The 17,588-nt window shown below is 70.7% G+C and carries 15 protein-coding genes; 3 read left to right on the top strand and 12 right to left on the bottom strand.

What is annotated here, in order from left to right; genetic code table 11:
- Positions 1 to 20: 20 nt before the first annotated feature.
- Positions 21 to 902 carry a LysR family transcriptional regulator gene (locus Q9R27_RS06935; RefSeq protein ID WP_311251619.1) on the bottom strand — a complete coding sequence of 294 codons (882 nt, stop codon included), beginning with the start codon at positions 900 to 902 and terminating at the stop codon, positions 21 to 23.
- A gap of 83 nt (positions 903 to 985) precedes the next feature.
- Between Q9R27_RS06935 and Q9R27_RS06930 the strand changes: the two genes are divergently transcribed.
- Complete coding sequence (locus Q9R27_RS06930; protein ID WP_311251618.1) at positions 986 to 2,323, top strand: MFS transporter; 1,338 nt, start codon at positions 986 to 988, stop codon at positions 2,321 to 2,323.
- On the opposite strand, the gene Q9R27_RS06925 is transcribed toward Q9R27_RS06930, so the two are convergent.
- The 7 genes from Q9R27_RS06925 to Q9R27_RS06895 form a co-directional block, all read right to left on the bottom strand.
- Complete coding sequence (locus tag Q9R27_RS06925; protein WP_311251617.1) at positions 2,263 to 3,168, bottom strand: DUF1295 domain-containing protein; 906 nt, start codon at positions 3,166 to 3,168, stop codon at positions 2,263 to 2,265. The two genes, Q9R27_RS06930 and Q9R27_RS06925, sit on opposite strands and share 61 nt — an antisense overlap.
- 9 nt (positions 3,169 to 3,177) lie before the next feature.
- Positions 3,178 to 3,582, bottom strand: a complete 405-nt coding sequence (locus Q9R27_RS06920; protein ID WP_311251616.1) for a hypothetical protein — start codon at positions 3,580 to 3,582, stop codon at positions 3,178 to 3,180.
- Positions 3,583 to 3,602: 20 nt separating this feature from the next.
- Positions 3,603 to 7,121, bottom strand: a complete 3,519-nt coding sequence (locus Q9R27_RS06915; protein WP_311251615.1) for an SbcC/MukB-like Walker B domain-containing protein — start codon at positions 7,119 to 7,121, stop codon at positions 3,603 to 3,605.
- Positions 7,118 to 7,837, bottom strand: coding sequence for a DUF4194 domain-containing protein (locus Q9R27_RS06910; RefSeq protein WP_311251614.1), 720 nt, complete (start codon positions 7,835 to 7,837; stop codon positions 7,118 to 7,120). Before Q9R27_RS06910 ends, Q9R27_RS06915 begins: the two co-directional genes overlap by 4 nt.
- Positions 7,834 to 9,348 (bottom strand): DUF3375 domain-containing protein, encoded by a 1,515-nt coding sequence (locus tag Q9R27_RS06905; protein ID WP_311251613.1) that lies wholly within the window; start codon positions 9,346 to 9,348, stop codon positions 7,834 to 7,836. Before Q9R27_RS06905 ends, Q9R27_RS06910 begins: the two co-directional genes overlap by 4 nt.
- Complete coding sequence (locus Q9R27_RS06900; RefSeq protein ID WP_311251612.1) at positions 9,345 to 9,632, bottom strand: DUF1330 domain-containing protein; 288 nt, start codon at positions 9,630 to 9,632, stop codon at positions 9,345 to 9,347. Before Q9R27_RS06900 ends, Q9R27_RS06905 begins: the two co-directional genes overlap by 4 nt.
- Before the next feature lie 67 nt (positions 9,633 to 9,699).
- Positions 9,700 to 10,203, bottom strand: coding sequence for a helix-turn-helix transcriptional regulator (locus tag Q9R27_RS06895; protein ID WP_311251611.1), 504 nt, complete (start codon positions 10,201 to 10,203; stop codon positions 9,700 to 9,702).
- A gap of 110 nt (positions 10,204 to 10,313) precedes the next feature.
- On the opposite strand from Q9R27_RS06895, the gene Q9R27_RS06890 reads away from it, so the two are divergent.
- Positions 10,314 to 12,224, top strand: coding sequence for a VWA domain-containing protein (locus Q9R27_RS06890; protein WP_311251610.1), 1,911 nt, complete (start codon positions 10,314 to 10,316; stop codon positions 12,222 to 12,224).
- Here Q9R27_RS06890 and Q9R27_RS06885 read toward each other — a convergent pair.
- From Q9R27_RS06885 to Q9R27_RS06875, 3 genes are read right to left on the bottom strand one after another with little or no spacing between them, the layout of a single operon-like run.
- Complete coding sequence (locus Q9R27_RS06885; RefSeq protein WP_311251609.1) at positions 12,217 to 13,146, bottom strand: serine/threonine-protein kinase; 930 nt, start codon at positions 13,144 to 13,146, stop codon at positions 12,217 to 12,219. The two genes, Q9R27_RS06890 and Q9R27_RS06885, sit on opposite strands and share 8 nt — an antisense overlap.
- A gap of 17 nt (positions 13,147 to 13,163) precedes the next feature.
- On the bottom strand, positions 13,164 to 14,198 hold the full coding sequence (ctlX, locus tag Q9R27_RS06880; protein ID WP_311251608.1) for a citrulline utilization hydrolase CtlX: 1,035 nt from the start codon (positions 14,196 to 14,198) through the stop codon (positions 13,164 to 13,166).
- 10 nt (positions 14,199 to 14,208) lie between these two features.
- The gene (locus Q9R27_RS06875) at positions 14,209 to 14,817 is read right to left on the bottom strand and encodes a histidine phosphatase family protein (protein WP_311251607.1); all 609 of its coding nucleotides are present in this window, start codon (positions 14,815 to 14,817) and stop codon (positions 14,209 to 14,211) included.
- A 145-nt stretch (positions 14,818 to 14,962) separates the two neighbouring features.
- On the opposite strand from Q9R27_RS06875, the gene Q9R27_RS06870 reads away from it, so the two are divergent.
- Complete coding sequence (locus Q9R27_RS06870) at positions 14,963 to 16,462, top strand: AMP-binding protein (protein WP_311251606.1); 1,500 nt, start codon at positions 14,963 to 14,965, stop codon at positions 16,460 to 16,462.
- 190 nt (positions 16,463 to 16,652) lie between these two features.
- Here Q9R27_RS06870 and surE read toward each other — a convergent pair whose 3' ends face one another.
- Positions 16,653 to 17,438 (bottom strand): 5'/3'-nucleotidase SurE, encoded by a 786-nt coding sequence (surE, locus tag Q9R27_RS06865; protein ID WP_311251605.1) that lies wholly within the window; start codon positions 17,436 to 17,438, stop codon positions 16,653 to 16,655.
- Between the last annotated feature and the right edge of the window lie 150 nt (positions 17,439 to 17,588).

Raw genomic sequence — 17,588 nt, 5'->3', positions numbered from 1 at the left:
CAGGTCACCCGGGAACGGCCTCAGGCCGGCGAGACGGCCCAGTTCTCGCGCAGGAAGTCCAGCATCCGCGCTGCCGGTGGCGCCAGCGGCACGTCATTGCGCCAGACCACCCCGATGGTGCGCCGGGCAGAGGCCGAACGCAGCGCCAACCCGACCGATCCGGAGACCCCGGCGAACTGCTCGGGCACGATCGCGAAGCCGAGCCCGGCAGCGACCAGTCCCTCGATGGTGGCTAGGTCGACGCTCTCGAAGGAGACCCTCGGCGCGACGCCCTCCTCGGCAAGGAGGGCACGCACGTGGTCGCGATAACCGAACCCGTCAGGCGGGGTGATCAGTCCGTCCCCGGCCAGTTCGGCGAGATCGATCCGCTTCCGATCGCGGAAGCGGTGGGTCGGCGGCACGATCGCGACGAGCCGTTCGTGTTGCAAGGGCAACCATCCGTGCTCGCCAGCAGGTCGCACCGAGGTGATCGCCAGTTCGACGGCACCCGACTCTAGATCGCGCAGCATGGAGTGACCGGCCTCCTGGGTGAGCACCACCCGGACCCGGGGCGCGTGCTCGTGGAAGCCTCGGAGCAGGCGCGGGACCAGGGAGGTTGCCATCGAGTCGAGGAACGCCAGGTGGACCACCCCTGCCTCCGGGTCGAGGCGGCTGGCCAGGGCCGAGCGCATCCGGGCGTCGCGCTCGACGATGTCACCAGCAGCAGCCAGGACCAGTTCCGCATGTGAGGTCGGTCGCACCCCCGACGGCAACCGCTCGAAGAGGCGCACCCCCAGTTCGTCCTCGATCCGGGCCACGGCGCGGGACAGGGTGGGCTGGCTGACCCCCAGGATCGCCGCGGTATCGGTGACATGGCCGTGCTCGGCCAGGGCGAGGAGCCAGGCCAGGTCACGGATCTGCACGGACCTCATCATACGTAACGCGCATGCAGTAGGTCCATTCATGGCATTGGACGCATGAAGGCGGGACGCCGAGGATGGCCACCGTGACCACCGCTCCTGTCGAACCCAGCACCAGCACCGGATATCTCCCCGGGAGCTCGGGCTATCGCCGGGTGATGGTGGCCATGTTCGCCGCCGGCCTGGCCACCTTCATGCTGCTCTACTCGACCCAGGCCCTGCTGCCTGCCTTCGTCGACGAGTTCGGCGTCACCCCCACCCAGTCCACCCTGACCATCTCCCTGACCACCGCCGCCCTGGCCGTGGCGCTCCTGGTCGCCGGTCCCATCTCGGAAGTGGTGGGGCGCACCCGGTTGATCCACCTCTCCCTGTGGGCCTCGGTGGTCGTGGCGCTGGGCGCCGCCCTGGCACCGAACTGGGGATCCCTGGTCGCCCTCCGGGTGGTCGCCGGTTTCGCCCTGGCCGGTCTCCCCGCAGTGGCCACGGCGTACCTGCGCGAGGAACTCCACCCACGGGCGGCCGCCGGCGCGGTCGGGCTCTACATCGGCGGCACCGCGATGGGCGGGATGGCCGGTCGCCTGGCCACCGCGCCGATCAATGACATCGCCGGCTGGCGCTGGGCACTCGCCTGCGTCGCGGTGGCGGCGCTGGCCTGTGCCGTGGTGGTGGCGCTGTGGTTGCCGGCCTCACGCAACTTTGTGGGTACGCCGCGCTCCCCCGGTCGCCTGGCCGCCACCACACGCGCCGTCCTGGCCGACCGCGCCCTGGTCGCCCTCTACGCGCTCGGTGCCACCAGCGTCGGCAGCCTGGTCGCGGTGCTGAATGCGCTCGGTTTCCGGCTGACGGCTGATCCGTGGTTCCTCTCCCTGGGGGTGATCAGCCTGGTCTACCTGGTCTATCCGCTGGGCAGCGTGAGTTCGATCGTCGCGGGCCGGTTCGCCGACCGCATCGATCGCCGCGAGATCATCCCCGTCGGCCTGGTCCTCGGACTCCTCGGCATTGCGTTGACCGCCTTCGGCTCACTGCCCCTGATCATCAGCGGTGTCGCCCTGCTCACCATCGGCTTCTTCTGCATGCACAGCCTGGCCAGCGGCTGGGTGACGGTCCGCGCCCACGCGCTGGGGGCCAGCACCGGGCAGGCGGCGTCGTTCTACCTGTTCACCTACTACGTCGGCTCCTCGCTCTTCGGCAACCTCGGCGCCACCGCCTGGAGCCACGGTGGCTGGGACGGCGTGGCCCTGCTCGCCGCTGCACTGCTTCTCGTCTCGGGCGCCATGATCGCCGTCCTGCGCCGGACCAGGCCTCCGGCCGGGTACGTCGGCCCCGGGGCAGTCTCCCCATCGGCGGCCAGTGCCGAACCGGATCAACCGAGGCGCGGTGGCAACGGTACGAAGACCGAGACCCGGCGCACCACCTCCGCATAGCCCGGTCGGCGTTCCAAGCTGCGCTTCTCCATCATCGGGATGCTGAACCCGAAGAAGACCACCAGCATCACTGCTGGTCCTGCCACCACCCACCAGGCGCCGGGATCGGCGGCCAACGCGAACAGCGCCAGCGCGGTCCAGAACATGGTCTCCCCGAAATAGTTCGGGTGGCGCGACCAGGCCCACAGTCCCGACTCCATCACCTCGCCCGGCGCGCGACGGCGTACGAACCGGTGCATCTGGGAATCCGCGACCGCCTCGATGACGACGGCGCCGGCCCCCACCACGACCGCGGCCAGGTCGAGCCATCCGACCGGCTCACTGCCGCGGGTGGCCACGACGTACACCGCGAGCATCCCTGCGAAGACCTGCAGCGTGGGCACCACATGGATGCCGAACAGGTCGCCGAGGACGGCGAACCTGCCGGCCCGGGCGCGGACCTCGCGATAGCGCCAGTCCTCGTGGTGCAGGCCCGGGAACCCATAGGCCCAGTTGCCGGTCAGCCGCACCGACCAGGCGATCAGGACCACGGACAGCAAGGCGAACCGGGCCGGCTCACCGCCGCCCTCGGCGAACCACCACCAGGCTGCCATCAGCGGCGGGCCGACACTCCACCAGGCGTCGTAGAAGCTGGAGTTCCGGTGGATCCGGCTCGCGATGAAGATGACCACCGTCGCGATCAGGTCGGCAATCAGGACGTCGAGGAGCAGCGTGGAGGTCGCGGGTCCCCACAGCAGCCACGCCGCAGCGGCAGCGATCGCGCAGGCGTAGGCGATGCCGACGCGGACCAGGGAGGCCGTCTTGCTCAACGGCGGGACCGCGGGCGTGGCTTCGGGCGCAGACATGGAGCGAGGCTAGCGCCGAACCGGCCCGGTGTCCCCCGTGTTCCCGGTTTCGCCCGCCACCACCGGCAGCGGCGCGCTGGCCACCCGGACCACGCCCAGCACCCGGTCGGTGCGTCCGATCCAGACCGAGCCGTGGTCGGTGCGCAGCGCGGCACGCCCCAGTTGCACCTCGAAGATCCCGACCCGCCGGCGTACGCCGTCCATGGCCAGCACCACCTCGCCACGGCGCGGGCGCCGCGACGGGTCGAGGAGGAGTTCGGTGCCGGCCGGCCAGCCGAGCGAGGCGAGCGCGTCGTCCTCGAGCCGGTGCCGCAGGGCGCCGTCGACGGGCGTCGCCGTACGCCGTGGTGGCGGTGCGCAGGCTGGCTCGACGTGGATCGGCAGGCTCGCCTGCTCCCCATGCTCCGAACGCATGTTCGAAGCCTAGTGCATTCTCAGCCCGTCTGGTCCTCCGGACCGGCCGGTTCCTCGACGCTGGTGATCGGCGTGATCCACGACTGGTGCGTGGCCGGGTTCTTGGTGATCGCCAGCAGTTCGTCCATGTGCGGTTCGAGACCGGTCACCTTGTCCAGCGGGACGCCCACGATCAACTGGAAGCCCAGCCCCCGCCAGGCCTGGACGGCGCGGCCGGCGAACTCGGAGTCGGCCTTGACGAACCCCTCGTCCAGGAAGACCGGCGCGAACCGTGGCCGCGACCGCATCTCGTCCCCGAGCCGGAACCGCAGCGCGGAGCCGACGATGAACGCGACCAGTTCCTGGCTCTCACCACCCGACTTCTCCCCCAGCGTCCGGTAGGTCGCCTTGAGCTCACCGGTCAGGTGGTCGAAGCGCTCGGCGCTGATCTCCACGTGGCGGCGTACGTCGAGCAGCCGGTCGCGCTCGCTCACCCCGGGGGCGGTGTGTTCGGGCTTGCGCAACTGGCCCATGAAGCGGCTCAGTTCGTCGAAGCGCCGGGCCAGGTCCGCCTCGGCCAGGTCGGCGCCGACCTCGCGGGAGAGGTGGCGCAGGTCCTTCATGAACGCCTGCACGTGGGCCGGCGCCAGACGACGCAGCCGGATCCGCAGCCGCTGCCCGGTGGCGCCGAACTCCAGGCGGCGCAGGATCGCGTTGATCGGCTCGAGCCGGTCCTCGATCTCCTCCACCGAGGCAGCCATCGCCCCGACCAGCGGCACCAGGTCCTGCCCACTCCACTCGGTGAGCCGGCGGCGCCATTCGGTACGCCGCTCCGCCAGGCCGGTGGCGCGGATCTGGTCCAGGATCCGTGCGTAGTCGCCGTACGAGTCGAGCGTGGAGCCCAGGTTGGGCGAGTCCCACTGCATCTTGTAGACCCGGAAGATGCCGGTCAGTTCGTCCGCCGCCCGCCCGGCCTCGACCTCCGCGTCGGCCACGGCGGCACGGAGCCGTTCGCCCAGTCGCTGCGCGGAGTCGGTGAAGCGGGCCAGGTCCTCGGGGTCATCGGGGGCTGCCGCGGCGGCGAAGTCGGCAGCCAGGGCGGCCGACTGCTCCTCGGTGAGCACGACCTTGCCGGCGTCCTCCATCGCGTCCAGCCGGTCACGGGCCTCGTCCTCGGCGTCGACCAGGGCAGCGTGCTCCTCGTTGAGGGAGAGGCGGCGCTGGTCCAGGCCGAAGCGGTTGCGGCGTACGTCGTCCACCCGGCCCTGCAGCTGCTCGATCTGTTGCTGCAGCGCGTGGAGCTTGTCGTCGGAGTTGAGGATCTCGCGGCGGCGCCGCCCGATCTCCGCGATCCGCTGGTCACTGCCGGCCACGTCGAAGTCGTCGAAGCGGGCCGTGGCCACCGCGTCATAGGCGAGGCGGCGCTGCTCCAGCACGCTGACCTGGCGGTCCAGTTCGGCGACCCGCCCGTCCACCTGTCCGAGTTGCTCCTCCAGTGCTTCGATCTCGGCGTCGATCTCGCCGATCGCGTCGGCGTTGGAGAAGCCGATGATGCTGCGGGCGTCGTTGCGACCGTGGGTGCCGCGGCGACCGCTGCGGGTCTGCCCGGCCAGGGTGACCCGATAGCCGCCACCGTCGAGTCCGGCCGCGTCCTCGACACAGAGCGCGTTGCGCGACGGCTCGGCGACGTGGGCCTGCACCCAGCCGGAGAACGGCGAGTCCTTGAAGACCAGCTTGCCGGCGATCCGCTCCGGGTCGGCCGGTCCGCTGTCGGGCAGGTCCAGTTCGACGCCCTCGAAGGTGATCCGGCCCTTGAGGCGCAGTCCGTCGATGGCCCGGGAGAAGCCGGCCAGCCGGTCCGCGGGGACCAGCATCATCCGGGCGCTGGCGCCGAGCACGGTCTCGACCGCGGTGCGCCAGCGGGCCTCCTCGGGTGCCACGTCGATGAGTTCGGCGACGAATGGCAGTTCGTCGAGTCCGAGACCGGCAGCGGCGGCGACCTCGGCGCGCAGCTCGTCGAGCCGGATCGGGACACGCCCGGCGCGGCCCTCTAGCGAGGACCGTTCCCGGCGCAACTCGCTGCGGCGCTGGCTGATCGGGAACTTCGTCTCCAGCACGGCGTCGCGCTCGGCCTTGAGCCGCGCGCGCTCGTCCTGCCACTGGCCGAGCCAGCCGCGGGCGACCTCCTGCAGGGTGGCGAACGCTGCCTGCGAAGCCAGCGAGGCATCGACGTCGAGGTCGTCGGCCGACTCCAGCAGCGGGAGCAGTCGCTCCTCGAGCCGGGCACGGCGGGTGAGCCGATCCTCGCGGACCACCTGCTCCTGCTCCAGCTTGTTCCCCAGGTCGGCGAGCGTGGAGCCTCCGGCAGCGCGGTGCGCCTCCTTGGCCGACTCCAGGTCGGCGACCAGTGCGGTCTCTGCGGAGGCAGCCGCGGCGAGTTCGTCGTTGGCGGCCGCGCGTGCGTTCCGGTTCGTGGCGACCGCGGTCTCCAGCAGGCGCAGGTGGGTGCGCAGCAGCCACATCCGCAGCGGCGTGTCCACGTGCGGTGGCCGGGTGACGCCGAAGGAGTCGAGCTGCGCCATCCGGCGGGTGGCGCGGGTGTGCCGCTCGTGCAGTTCGGTGATCGGCTCGAGGACCGCGAGCTTGCTCTCCTCGGTGCGCATCGCGTCGTGGGCCGCGTCGAGGTCGTCGAAGTGCTCGATGGCCCGGTCCGCCGCGGCGTACGTCGCTGGCCGCTCGAGCACCATCTCCTTGTAGAGCTCATCGACGCTGCGGACCTGGTTGCCGGCCTGGATCCGGGCCAGCAGGCGCAGCGCCTTGGCGCCGTCCCCGTTCGCGCCGATGCCGAGGCGCGCGTGGAGCACGGAGGCGAACTCGGCATAGGTGCGGTGCACCCGGATGCCGCCGAAGAGGCGCTTGAGTGCGTTCGCGTTGAAGCGTTCCGGAACGGCGAGTTCCAGGGTGGCCAGGTCGAGCATCCCCTCGTGGGTCAGCAGCGTCATCTGCACCTCGCCCGAGCGGGTGGCGCGCCGCGGCACGTAATAGGTGCGCAGGGCGGTGAAGCGGCCGCCCTGGTCGTTGACGAACGTCATCGCGATCGCGCCCCAGGTGTCCAAGCCCTTGCCGCGCAGCAGTTGCTCCTCGGGCCGTCCGGTGCGTGGGTTGTCGACCACGTCGACGGCGCCGCGCAGGTAGGAGAGCAGGTTGCGCTGGCCGACGCTGCGGGCGCGCCCGGCAACCGCGTCGTTGGAGGCGCCGTTGAACTTGGTGTCCGAGGGCATCATCAAGGCGGTGTAGGCGTCCAGGATCGTCGACTTCCCGACGCCCGAGGCGCCGGAGATCATCGTCGTGTCGCCGCGCAGCGGGACCGTGGTCAGGCCGCTGAAGCCACCCCAGTTGACCAGCTGGAGCAGCACGGCGCGCCACTGCACGGTGTCGTCGTGCGGCATGGCCACGGCGTCCTGGTCGAAGAGCCCGTCGGAGTACGCCGCCTCGACCACGGCCTGGTCGACCGCGCCGTCGTCCTCACCCATCCGGTCGGTGTCCACCTCCACGCTCACTGCTCCTCCTCCACGTCGAAGAGTTCATCGTCGGCCTCGATCCCGGCGGGCTCGCTCCCGTTGGCCCGGCGCAGCGCCTCGAGCAGTTCGGTGAGCAACTCCAGTGGCATCAGCGGCTCGACGGCCTCGCTGATCTCGTAGCGGTCCTCGGTCGCGGTCGGGATCAACAGGCCCGCCTTGGCGATCGCGAGCACCGCGTTGCGGGCGCGCCGCTCGTCGGCGGCCTCGTCGGTGGCGTGTGCAGGTCGGAAGCCGGCGATGTGGTCGAGCAGGTCGTCACGGTCGACGAAGACCCGCGCCTCCCCGGTGCCGGTGCCGGCCCGCAGCCGGTCGCGCAGGTGGACCAGGACGAGCGTCTCCTCGCGTGACCACGGCACGTCGTGGAGCAGGGTCGGGAAGCGCCCGCCGGTCTCCGGGGTCGCCTGTCGCTTCCAGGCGACCTCGCGCTCGCGGTCCACGTGGAGTTCGAGGAAGAGGTCGTTGAGGCGGGAGCGCAGGGTCCGCTCCTGCTCGACGAGGACGGCCCAGTCGCGCGGGTGGGTGCGCGCAGAGATGAACCGCTGCTTGAGCAGGGTGACCAGGGCGAGGCGCTCGGCGTACTCCAGTCCGCCCTCGTCGCCCTCGAAGAGGGAGACCGACTCGGCCGCGATCTCTTCGGCCTCGATCTCGTCCGTCTCGTCCCAGGGGGCCACGCCGGCCTCGGTGCTGGTGCTCATCGGGTGCCTTCCTGGCGCTCGGGCCGGTCATCGGAGTCAGGCCGGTCATCGGGGTCGGGCAGCGCGAGCCGGGGCACCGCGAAGCTGCGCGCGCTCCCGTCCGGCCGCACTGCGGCGTACGTCTCGGTGGTCGCCTCGGCCTCCAGTTCCCGGTCGGCGGCGAGGTGGAGCAACCCGAAGATCTCCACCGGGCGGCGCAACTCCGGCTCGAGGGCGGCGAAGACCTCGCCGAGCGATCCGGCCGGCAGCAGGCCGCCGGTGGCCTCGGCCAGCCGTTCGCGCAGCACCCCGAACTGGGGTCCGCCCTGGGCCATCAGTTCGGCCAGGGAGACCCGCGGCGCCTGGGCGGGGTCGGCGGTCTCCATCGGCTCCGGCGGTACGTCGTCGGCCGGGTCGTAGAAGCGTTCGCGCAGGTGGTCGATGCCGGGGCGGGCCGGCAGCAGCGGTACGTCGTGGGTGGCCCGGGGGCCGGTGCTGGCCATCCAGTCCATCATCTCGGACTCGACCTGGCGCAGCACCCGCTCCAGTTCGCGGTCACGGGCCACGTCGTGGGAGAGGATGTAGTCCTTCAGGGTGGCGCTGACCCGGCGGCGCTGGGCCAGCACCCGGTCCAGTCCGTCGCGGACCAGTCGGACCGTGCCGCGCAACTCGATCCGCTCCGCGTCGGCCAGGATCCCCTCGGAGAGCGGGTGGTCCAGCAGCGCGTTGAGGTCCTGGCGGAGCTGGGCGACCAGCCCGTCGTCGCGGAGCAGCGCGAAGGCGCCCTCGAAGGCGCGCCCCTCCTGGGTGGCCGTGGTCAACGCGTCGGCGCGGGCCAGGTAGTCGTCGATGACCTCGCCGGCCGGTCGGTCCTCGGCGCGGAAGGAGGCCAGGATCTGGGTGCGGATCTCGGAGAAGCGCTCCTCCACCCGGGCGAAGTCACTGGGCAGGGCCGAGATCAGCGAGAGCAATTCGGAGAACCCCTCGACCATGTAGTCCTCGGTCGGGCTGACCATCTCGGCACCGTCGATGAGGCGGTCACGCTCGGCGCTCAACCGGGCGATCTCCTCGTTCAGCAGCACCACCCGTGCGGTGCGGTCCGGGTTCGCCTCGGAGTTGAAGCGGCGTACCGCGCCGAGGATGGTGGCGATCCGGTGCTCGCTCAGGGTGGCCCGGTCGCGGGCCAGGGTCTTGACCAGTTCCAGTGCCTGCTGCGCGTGCGAGGTCAGCACATAGACCTCCTGGCCGCGCTCGTCGATGGCCCGGACCAGCCACTGGCCGCGCATCCACCGGTGGCACAGGTCCTTGCCGCTGCCGGTGGGCACGTCGTGGTCACCCTTGCGGCGCATACCGGCCAGGTGCTCTTCCACCACGGTGTGCAGGCGGGCGGTCGGGATGGGCGTGTTGTTGCGCCCGAAGACAGCCCGGAAGATGGTGATCACCACCGGGGCCTGGCGCTGGTGGAGCAGGGTGAGGGTCGGCTGGGAGAAGGCGCCCCGCACGCGGGCGAGTTCTCCTGCGATCTCGCTCACGCGCCGGGAACGATCCGGATCTCGCGTCGTACGCCGCCGTCCAGCGCCTCGAGCGCGGCCTGGTAGGCGGGGCTGTCGTGCGCGGCGCGGGCCGCTTCGACGGACTCGAACTCGATCAGCACGATGCGCTCGCGGATGCCGTCCTCATAGACCGCCTCGGGCAGCGAACGAGCCAGGAACGTGCCCCCGGCCTCGACCAGGGCAGGACCGGCGAGCTTCGCGTACGCCGCCATCTTCTCCTCGTCGAGGATCTCGTCATAGATGCTGATCCAGTAGGCACTCATGGGCCGCATCCTGCCGCAACGGGCTCCCCGCCGACGAACCGGGTCTCCCCCGCGGCGGTGACCCGGATCAGCGGGGGAGGTTGGCCCAGTGGACACGCATCTCGGCCTCGGTGCCGGTGCCGTAGACCCGGATCAGTTCGGCCAGGTCCGGCGCGGTCCCGGCCAGTGCCGTGACCGCTGCCGCGAGTTCACGCCCGGAGGCCACCGCGCGGAGCGCGGAGCGGAGCAGCGCTGGTCCGTCGGTCGCCTCGGTGGCCACCTGCTGGCTGGTGGTCAGGTCGACCACCAGGGTGCCGATCCCGTCGAGGCGTTGTTGCAGGTCCGCGGCGGTCAGCCCGGGCGCGTGGTCAGCGAGCTCGACCAGTGCCCGCAGCCGGGTCAGGGTGACCGGGTTGGCCACCTTCACCCGCTGTCCGGTGACCAGGTGGGAGAGCATCGCCGGGCTCAGCCCGAGCACCTTTGCCATCGCGGCCTGGGTGAGGCCCAGTGCTGCCGCCGTACGCCGGACCAGGTCGCCCAGGGGTTCGCCGTACAGGGCTCGCTGCTGGACGATGTTCTCCTCGATGCTCACGACCACGAGACTAGGCACGCAGATGAGATGTTTGCAATGGGAAATGCTGGATATACATTCGTAAACACCATGGGCGCCTCCCGTGGTCCCTCCAGAACAGGAACCGAGACATGCGAACACCCCTCGCCCTCGCGGCCTCGCTCACCGTGGCCGGAGCACTCTGCCTGACCCCGTCCCTGGCCCTGGCCGACGAAACCGACCCCGACTCCGGGATCGAGACCGACTACGGCCGGATGATGCTCGTCCTGGACTCGTCCGGCTCGATGAAGGAGGCCGCTGCCGGCGGCCAGACCCGGATCGAGGCAGCCCGCACGGCACTGACTGAGGTGATCAACACGCTGCCCGACGACGCCGACGTCGGCCTCCAGGTCTTCGGTGCCACCGTCTTCAGCCGCAACGATGCCGGCGCCTGCACCGACACGCAGGTCGTGGTCGCCCCCGGCACCGACAACCGTGCCGAACTCCTCGCGGCGGTCGGCGACTACGCGCCGTACGGCGAGACCCCGATCCCGGTCGCCCTCGAGGAGGCGGCCAAGGCCCTCGGTGGAGAAGGCAAGCGCTCCATCGTGCTCGTCTCCGACGGCGAGTCGACCTGCGGCAACCCGTGTGAGGTGGCCGCCGGGATCGCCAACTCGGGGGTGGACATCCAGATCGACGTGGTCGGCCTCTCGGTCTCCGGCGAGGCGAAGAAGCAACTCCAGTGCGTCGCCGACAGCGGCAACGGCACCTACTACGACGCCGATGATGCCGAGGACCTCACCGAGTCGCTGCAGCGGATCAGCGAACGGGCCGTGCAGCCCTTCCTGGCCCAGGGCACCCCGGTCGAGGGCACGACGAGCCAGGCCGATGCCCCGGAGATCGGTCCCGGCGTCTGGCTCGACGACCTGCCGGCCACCGACGAGGCGCTGCACTACCTGATCCCCCGCTCCATCGCGGGCTCCACGCTGTGGGCCGGTGTGGTGGCCCAACCCAACCAGGCCCAGCAGCAGGTGCGGCTGACGTTCCGCACCGAGGACGGCCATGATTGCGGCTCGGATCGCGGTCACAACAGCGTCTCCGGCAAACAGCGGGCAGCCCTGCTGGCAGCTTCCACCCCCAGCAAGGACTCCGATCGGTGCGCGGACCAGGACGTCCTGGTGCTCTCGGTCGCCAAGACCCAGTTCTCCAAGGGAGACCCGGAAGTCGCCATGCAGTTGTTGATCCACGAGGAGCCGCCCGTGGTGACCACGGACGGCCTGCCCGAAGGGGTCAGGGGAAACACGATCTGGGAGAAGGTCGACCTGGGCGACGAGATCAGTGACGTGACGCCGGGCAACACCCTCAACGATGCGCCTCTCCTGGAGCAGGGCCGCCATCGGACGCCGGGCATCGTCCCCGGCGAGGCGCAGGTCTACAAGGTGCGCGTCGAGTGGGGAGAGTCGCTGCAGGTCCGCGCCGTGCTCCCGGTGAACGCGGCCGCCTCCGGCCACTTCGGCCGGTACGGGCCGGTGGTGCGGATCGGGATCATCTCCCCCACCGGCGGCTCCATCATCGAAGCACTCAAGGTCCGCGATGAGTACGACGAACTCCTCCAGGGCCACGCCTATCCGCCGACCCGGGTCGACCGGGGAGACGCCTACCTCCACGCCAAGACCCAGCCGATCCGGTGGCTCAACCGGGAGGCCAGCGGCGAGCAGATGTCGATGCCGGGCGACTACTACATCGTCGTCAACCAGGGCTCGCACGAGTCTTCGGTGATCACTCCCCTGGAGCTCGAGGTCTCCATGGTGGGCACGCCCGGCGAGGGAGCCCCGCAGTATGCCGACGGCGCTGCGATTGCCGGCCCCGACACGGGCTCTGCCGAGGATCCGTCCTCCGCCGCGGGTACGGCGACCGACGCCGCGGATGACCCGGCTGACGGATCCGGGGACACCCTCACCCTGGTGGCCGGGGCCTCGGCCGTGGCGGCGGGCCTGCTCGCAATCGGGATCGGGGTGGCCATGCTGCTGCGGCGTCGGTCCCGGGCAGGCACCGTCACCTGAGCAGGATCCAGCCACCGGCCAGCAGCAACAGCACGCCCCCGGCCAGGAGCAGGACGATCGGCCACCACGGCGCACCGTGGTGGCCGATCGGTGCCGAACCGGCACCCTGTCCGACCAGGACGTCGGAGGACCACTGGTCCAGCACCTCGATCTCTCCGGGGTCCCACTCCGTTGCAGGCACGGCCTGGCGGACCAGTGCCGCGAACCCGGCCGCGTCGGCGGGGCGTCGGGACGGATCCGGATCAGCAGCCCGCAGCAGCACCTCGACCAGGGGCTCGTCGGGAAGTGCCCAGGGGTCGTGCGGCGGCGGTGCCCCGGTGAGCATCTGCAAGCCGGTCACCGCCACGGCGTACAGGTCCTGGGCCGGCGCCGGGTCCGCGCCACGTTCCTGCTCGGGCGCCATGTAGCCGGGGGTGCCGAAGGTGATCGAGGATCGGGTCAGCCGTGGCTCACCGGTCGGCACCGACACCCCGAAGTCGGTGATCCGCAGGTGCGGGCGCGCCGTGCCGGTGTGCTCCAGGAGCAGGTTGCCCGGCTTGATGTCACGGTGCACCACCCCGGCGGCATGGACCGCGCCGAGGCCGGCCAGGGCCTGCACCAGCAGTTCTGCCACCCACCTTGGCGGCAAGGCGCCGTAGTCGCCGATCAGGGTGGCCACCGAGCCGCCACGCAGCAGGGGCATGGTGAACAGCACCGCGTCGTCCGCGCCGGCCCAGCCGAGTGGGGTGACCACGTGGTCGTGGTGGATCCGGGTCCCCTGCTCCCGGACGAAGCGGAGCAGGGAGGTGGCGTCCTGCTGGCGCAGGATCTTGGCAGCCTTGACCGTGTCGTCCTCGCGGTCGCGCACCCGCCACACCGAACTCATCGAGCCATCGGCGATCGGGTCGAGGAGTTCGTAGCGTCCGGCGAAGACCTGTCCCACGTCGTGGCCCCCTGCGCTCAGTCCGCGGCCGGGATGGCGACATAGCGCCCATCCGCGGTCACCGGGTTGTCCTCGTTGATCGACTGGACGGCGCGGGTCAGCGCGGGCTCGGCCTCGGGGCGACGGTCCAGGTGGACGCCGGCGATCATGCACCGCACCGAGCCGCCGGCCAGTTCGATGGTCGGGATGTCGACCGCGACGATCTCGCACGACTCCTCGATGGCGGCCACCTGCGCGTCGCTCAGGCTCCGCCGGGCCCGCGCCGACATCGCCATCACATAGCGACGCCGGCCCTCCGGCGTACGTCCGCAGAGCTCGACCGCGTTGCCGGCGAATTCGCGGACCTGCTCCTCGGTGATCTCGACGACCTTGCGCCCATTGACCGAGAGGCGCTCGCGCACCTGCTCGCGGCGGCGTACGTCGGGGATCATCCCCAGCGCGAAGAGCGCGACCTCGGTGCCGACGCAGCCGATCACGTTGGTGTGGTAGACGGGCACCCCGTCGGAGTCGAGCGCGTCGAAGGCCATCGGCTCATAGCCGAAGTCGGTGCAGAAGCGTTCCAGCACGTGGGTGTCGGCGCGGTGGCTGCGGGCGGTGTAGGCGACCCGGGAGACGTGGTCGAGGACCATCGCACCGGTGCCCTCCAGGAAGATCCCGTCCGGTTCGAGGCCCGAGTAGTCGACGATCGTCTGCACCCGATAGGCCGACTTGAGCATCTCCAGGACGTCGGCGCGCCGCTCATGGCGCCGGTTGGAGGCATACATCGGATAGACCGCAACGCTGCCGCCGGCGTGGGTGGAGAGCCAGTTGTTCGGGAAGACGCTGTCGGGGCGGGTGTGGTCGGCGTCGGAGAAGACGTGGACCCGCACCCCGACCGCGCGCAGCGCCGCGGCGACCGCATCCATCTCGGCCAGTGCCCGGGTGGCCAGCTCCTCGCCGGTCGCGTCGCCCGGGGCGTCGGCCTGGAACGCGTTGTCGGCCGCGGTCGCCGGGTTCGGGGTGAAACGCTCGGCGCGGACCAGGATCACTGCGGAGGGTGCTTGGGCGCTCACGGGGTGGAATCTACTGGACGAGCGCATCCCCCTGCGGGAGTTCGTTGAGCGACCCCAGGCGCAGTGAGCGGTCCGGGCCGACGAGGACCCGGCTGACCGAGGTGTAGTGCGGCATGAAGAAGATCCCGTGCGGACGTCCGATCACGCCGCTGAGCCAGGAGTTGAGTACGCCGCCGTGGCAGACCACCACGACCCGCTCCGCGTTGGCGTCGGCGACGATGTCGTTGAATCCGGCCCGGACCCGTGCCCGGAAGGCGTCGGGGTCGAAGGTGTGGCTGCCCCAGACGCCGGTCTGGAGCGCGGAGGTGGCTGCCTCGAGGACGCTGGCACCGAGTTGTTCGATCGGGATGTATTCCCGGGCGCCCAGGTCGAACTCCGCGATCCGTTCGTCGGTCTCGACCTGCAGTCCGGTCCGCTCCGCGATGGCCTCGGCCGTCTGGCGAGCCCGGCGCATCGTGCTGGCAATGATCCTGTCCGGGCGCGCCTCGGGGGTGCGGGTGAGCCACTGCCCCAGGGCGTCGGCCTGGCGACTCCCCAGGTCGGTCAGGGCCGGGTCTGCCGGTCCGTTCTCCGGCCTGGCACGTTCAGGTTGGGCGTGGCGTACGACGAGGAGTTCCATCGGGTTCCTCCTGCGAGAGGATGGGCATTGACGACGACCTGCTATTTTGTGATTCTAGTGTCACATATTAGCGACAGCTGGAATGCTTGTCGTCGTTGTTGTGAACATCCGCTCGCACTTCTCCTTCCGCCGGAGGCCAGGAACCGTGTATCCCCCCACGATCGCGAACACGACACCCGACGCCATCGCCTACGAGATGGCCGGCTCCGGCGCCAGCCTCACCTTCGCCGACCTCGACGCGCGCTCCAATGCGCTGGCCCACCTGCTCCGCCGCAACGGCGTACGTCCCGGCGACAGCCTGGTGATCCTGCTCCCCAACGACCTCGCCTGGCCGGTCGCGGTCGCCGCAGGCATGCGGACCGGCCTGGAGGTCACCCCGATCAACTGGCACCTGCGCAGCACCGAACTGGTGCCGATGCTCGCCGAGGCTGCCCCGGCCGCGCTGGTCACCAGCCCCGACCTCGCCCCGCTCGCGATGCAGGCATGCGCCCATCTCGACCGCACGCCGTACGTACTGACCGTGGGCGGCGAGATCACCGGGACCACCGAGTTCGACTCCGCCCTGGACGGCCTGCCCACCACGCCCGTCGAGGACGAACTCCTCGGTGCCCGGGTGCTCTTCAGCGGGGGAAGCACCGGCCGCCCGAAGGCATATCGCCAACCACTGCTGGGGATCCACCCCCTCGACGCCCCCGCACGGCACCCCGGCCTGGGCGCGAAGCTCGGCATCGAGGCGGGGATCAGGTTCCTTTCCCCCGCGCCGAGCTACCACGCAGCTCCGTTCACCTTCCAGTTGATGGTCGCGTCCGCAGGCGGGACCGTGGTCTGCATGGAATCCTTCGACGCCACCGGGGCGCTGCGCACCCTCCACGAGCGATCGATCACCCATTCCCAGTGGGTCCCGACGATGCTGTCCCGGTTGCTGGCCGTCGAGGACCGCCACGACATCCCCGTCTCCCCCACCCACCGGGTCGCGGTCACCTCCGGCGCCCCGTGCCCGCCCGACCTCAAGGACGCGATCAACGACTGGTGGGGCGACGTGCTCCATGAGTACTACGGCGCCTCGGAGGGCTACGGGCACACCTACATCTCACCGGCCGAGTCGCGGGAACGGCGCGGCTCGGTCGGCCGTCCACTGGGCGCCGCGAAGGTCCGGGTCACCGACGCCGCGGGCCACGACGTACCGACCGGAACCGTGGGGCGAGTGGGCTTCGAGGGCACCGCTGCCGACGGGTCGACCACGGTGAAGGGCATGGGCGATTTGGGGCGTCTCGACGAGGACGGGTACCTCTACCTCAGCGGCCGCGAGTCCTTCATGATCATCTCCGGTGGCGTGAACATCCATCCCGAGGAGATCGAGGCGGTGCTCACCGCCCACCCTGCGGTGGCCGACGCGGCGGTCTTCGGCCTGCCGCACCCCGACTTCGGTGAGGAAGTGGTCGCCGTGGTCGAACTCGAGCCCGACGCGGACCTCGACGCGGCCACCCGCGACGACTTACTGCGCGACCACTGCCGGGACCACCTGGCGCGCTTCAAGGCCCCACGTCGCTATGAGTACGTCGACAAGTTGCCGCGCCTGCCCACCGGGAAGCTGAACAAGAAGTCCCTCCAGTCCCGCTACCTCCCACGAACGCTCAAGGATTGATGCGCGAACGCTCAATGCTTGATGTCCGAAAGCTCAATCGTTGATGGCCGGACCTGACTGCGCGAGGGGCTGACCCGAGAACGAGGAGATTCTCCCGGACCAGGCGCCGGAGGATCTCCTCGTTCGCGCAGCGCATCAGCAGCACCGCAACGGGTGAGCGCTCGAGGCGCAACGACTGAGCGTTCGTGGGTCAGTGCGCGACGGGCAGGGCAAGCGCCGCCTCGACGGCGGCAGCGGGGTCGTTGCCAGCCGGATCGGCGGCCCGGGAGACGCTCGGCAAGACGCTGATCGCGACATAGCCGGCCTGCACCAGCGCGGCATCGGTCTCCTCGCCCAGGCCCTCGGTGTTGGCGAAGCGCTCCAGCCGGATCGCGCCCGCGGTCGGGTTCAGTCGCAGGCCCATCAGGCCACGCGGGGCCAGTGCCGCCATCCGCACGCCCTTGACTTCCTCGATGCCGAGGTTGGGCACGTTGACATTGAGGACGGTCCGGGGAGCTGCGTGCTCGATGAGCCATTCGACTGCACTCACCGCCACCTGGGCGGCCGTGTCGAAGCGGTGGTCGGGCGCGAAACCAGCGCTGATCGCCAACCCGCGTACGCCGAGTGATCCAGCATTCAGGGCAGCCCCGACGGTGCTCGAGGTGAGCAGCAGGCGACCGGTGTTGAACCCGTCATTGATCCCACTGACGACCAGGTCGGGGCGGGGCCCCAGGACCCCGGTGCACGCAGCCAGGACGGCGAAGGACGGCGGGGCGTCGAAGGCAGTGGCCGACACACCGGGCAGGTCGGGGAGCTGGTGCTCGGTCACCGCGATCTCGGCACCATCCTCGATGGTGCCCAGGCCCGATCCGGTGCCGCTGCGGTCAGTGGCGGGCGCCGCGACCACGAGGTCGTGACCGGCGTCGGCAAGGGCACGCCCCAGGACCGCCAGTCCCGGCGCGTCAATGCCGTCGTCATTGGTCAACAGGATCCGCACACTGCCTCCTTTGTCTCGACGATTGTGATTGATGTGTCACTGAATGTCCAGCCCCGCCGGCAACGACTTCTCTACGGATCACCCGCCCGGATCCGCGGGAATCGCCGGGAGTGCAGGGGGTTGACAGGTGACAGCCCTCACATCAAACTG

Source organism: Nocardioides sp. AE5 (assembly GCF_031844485.1).
In the GTDB taxonomy this organism is placed as follows: Bacteria; Actinomycetota; Actinomycetes; order Propionibacteriales; family Nocardioidaceae; genus Nocardioides.
This window is presented reverse-complemented; position numbering and strand designations above follow the sequence as displayed.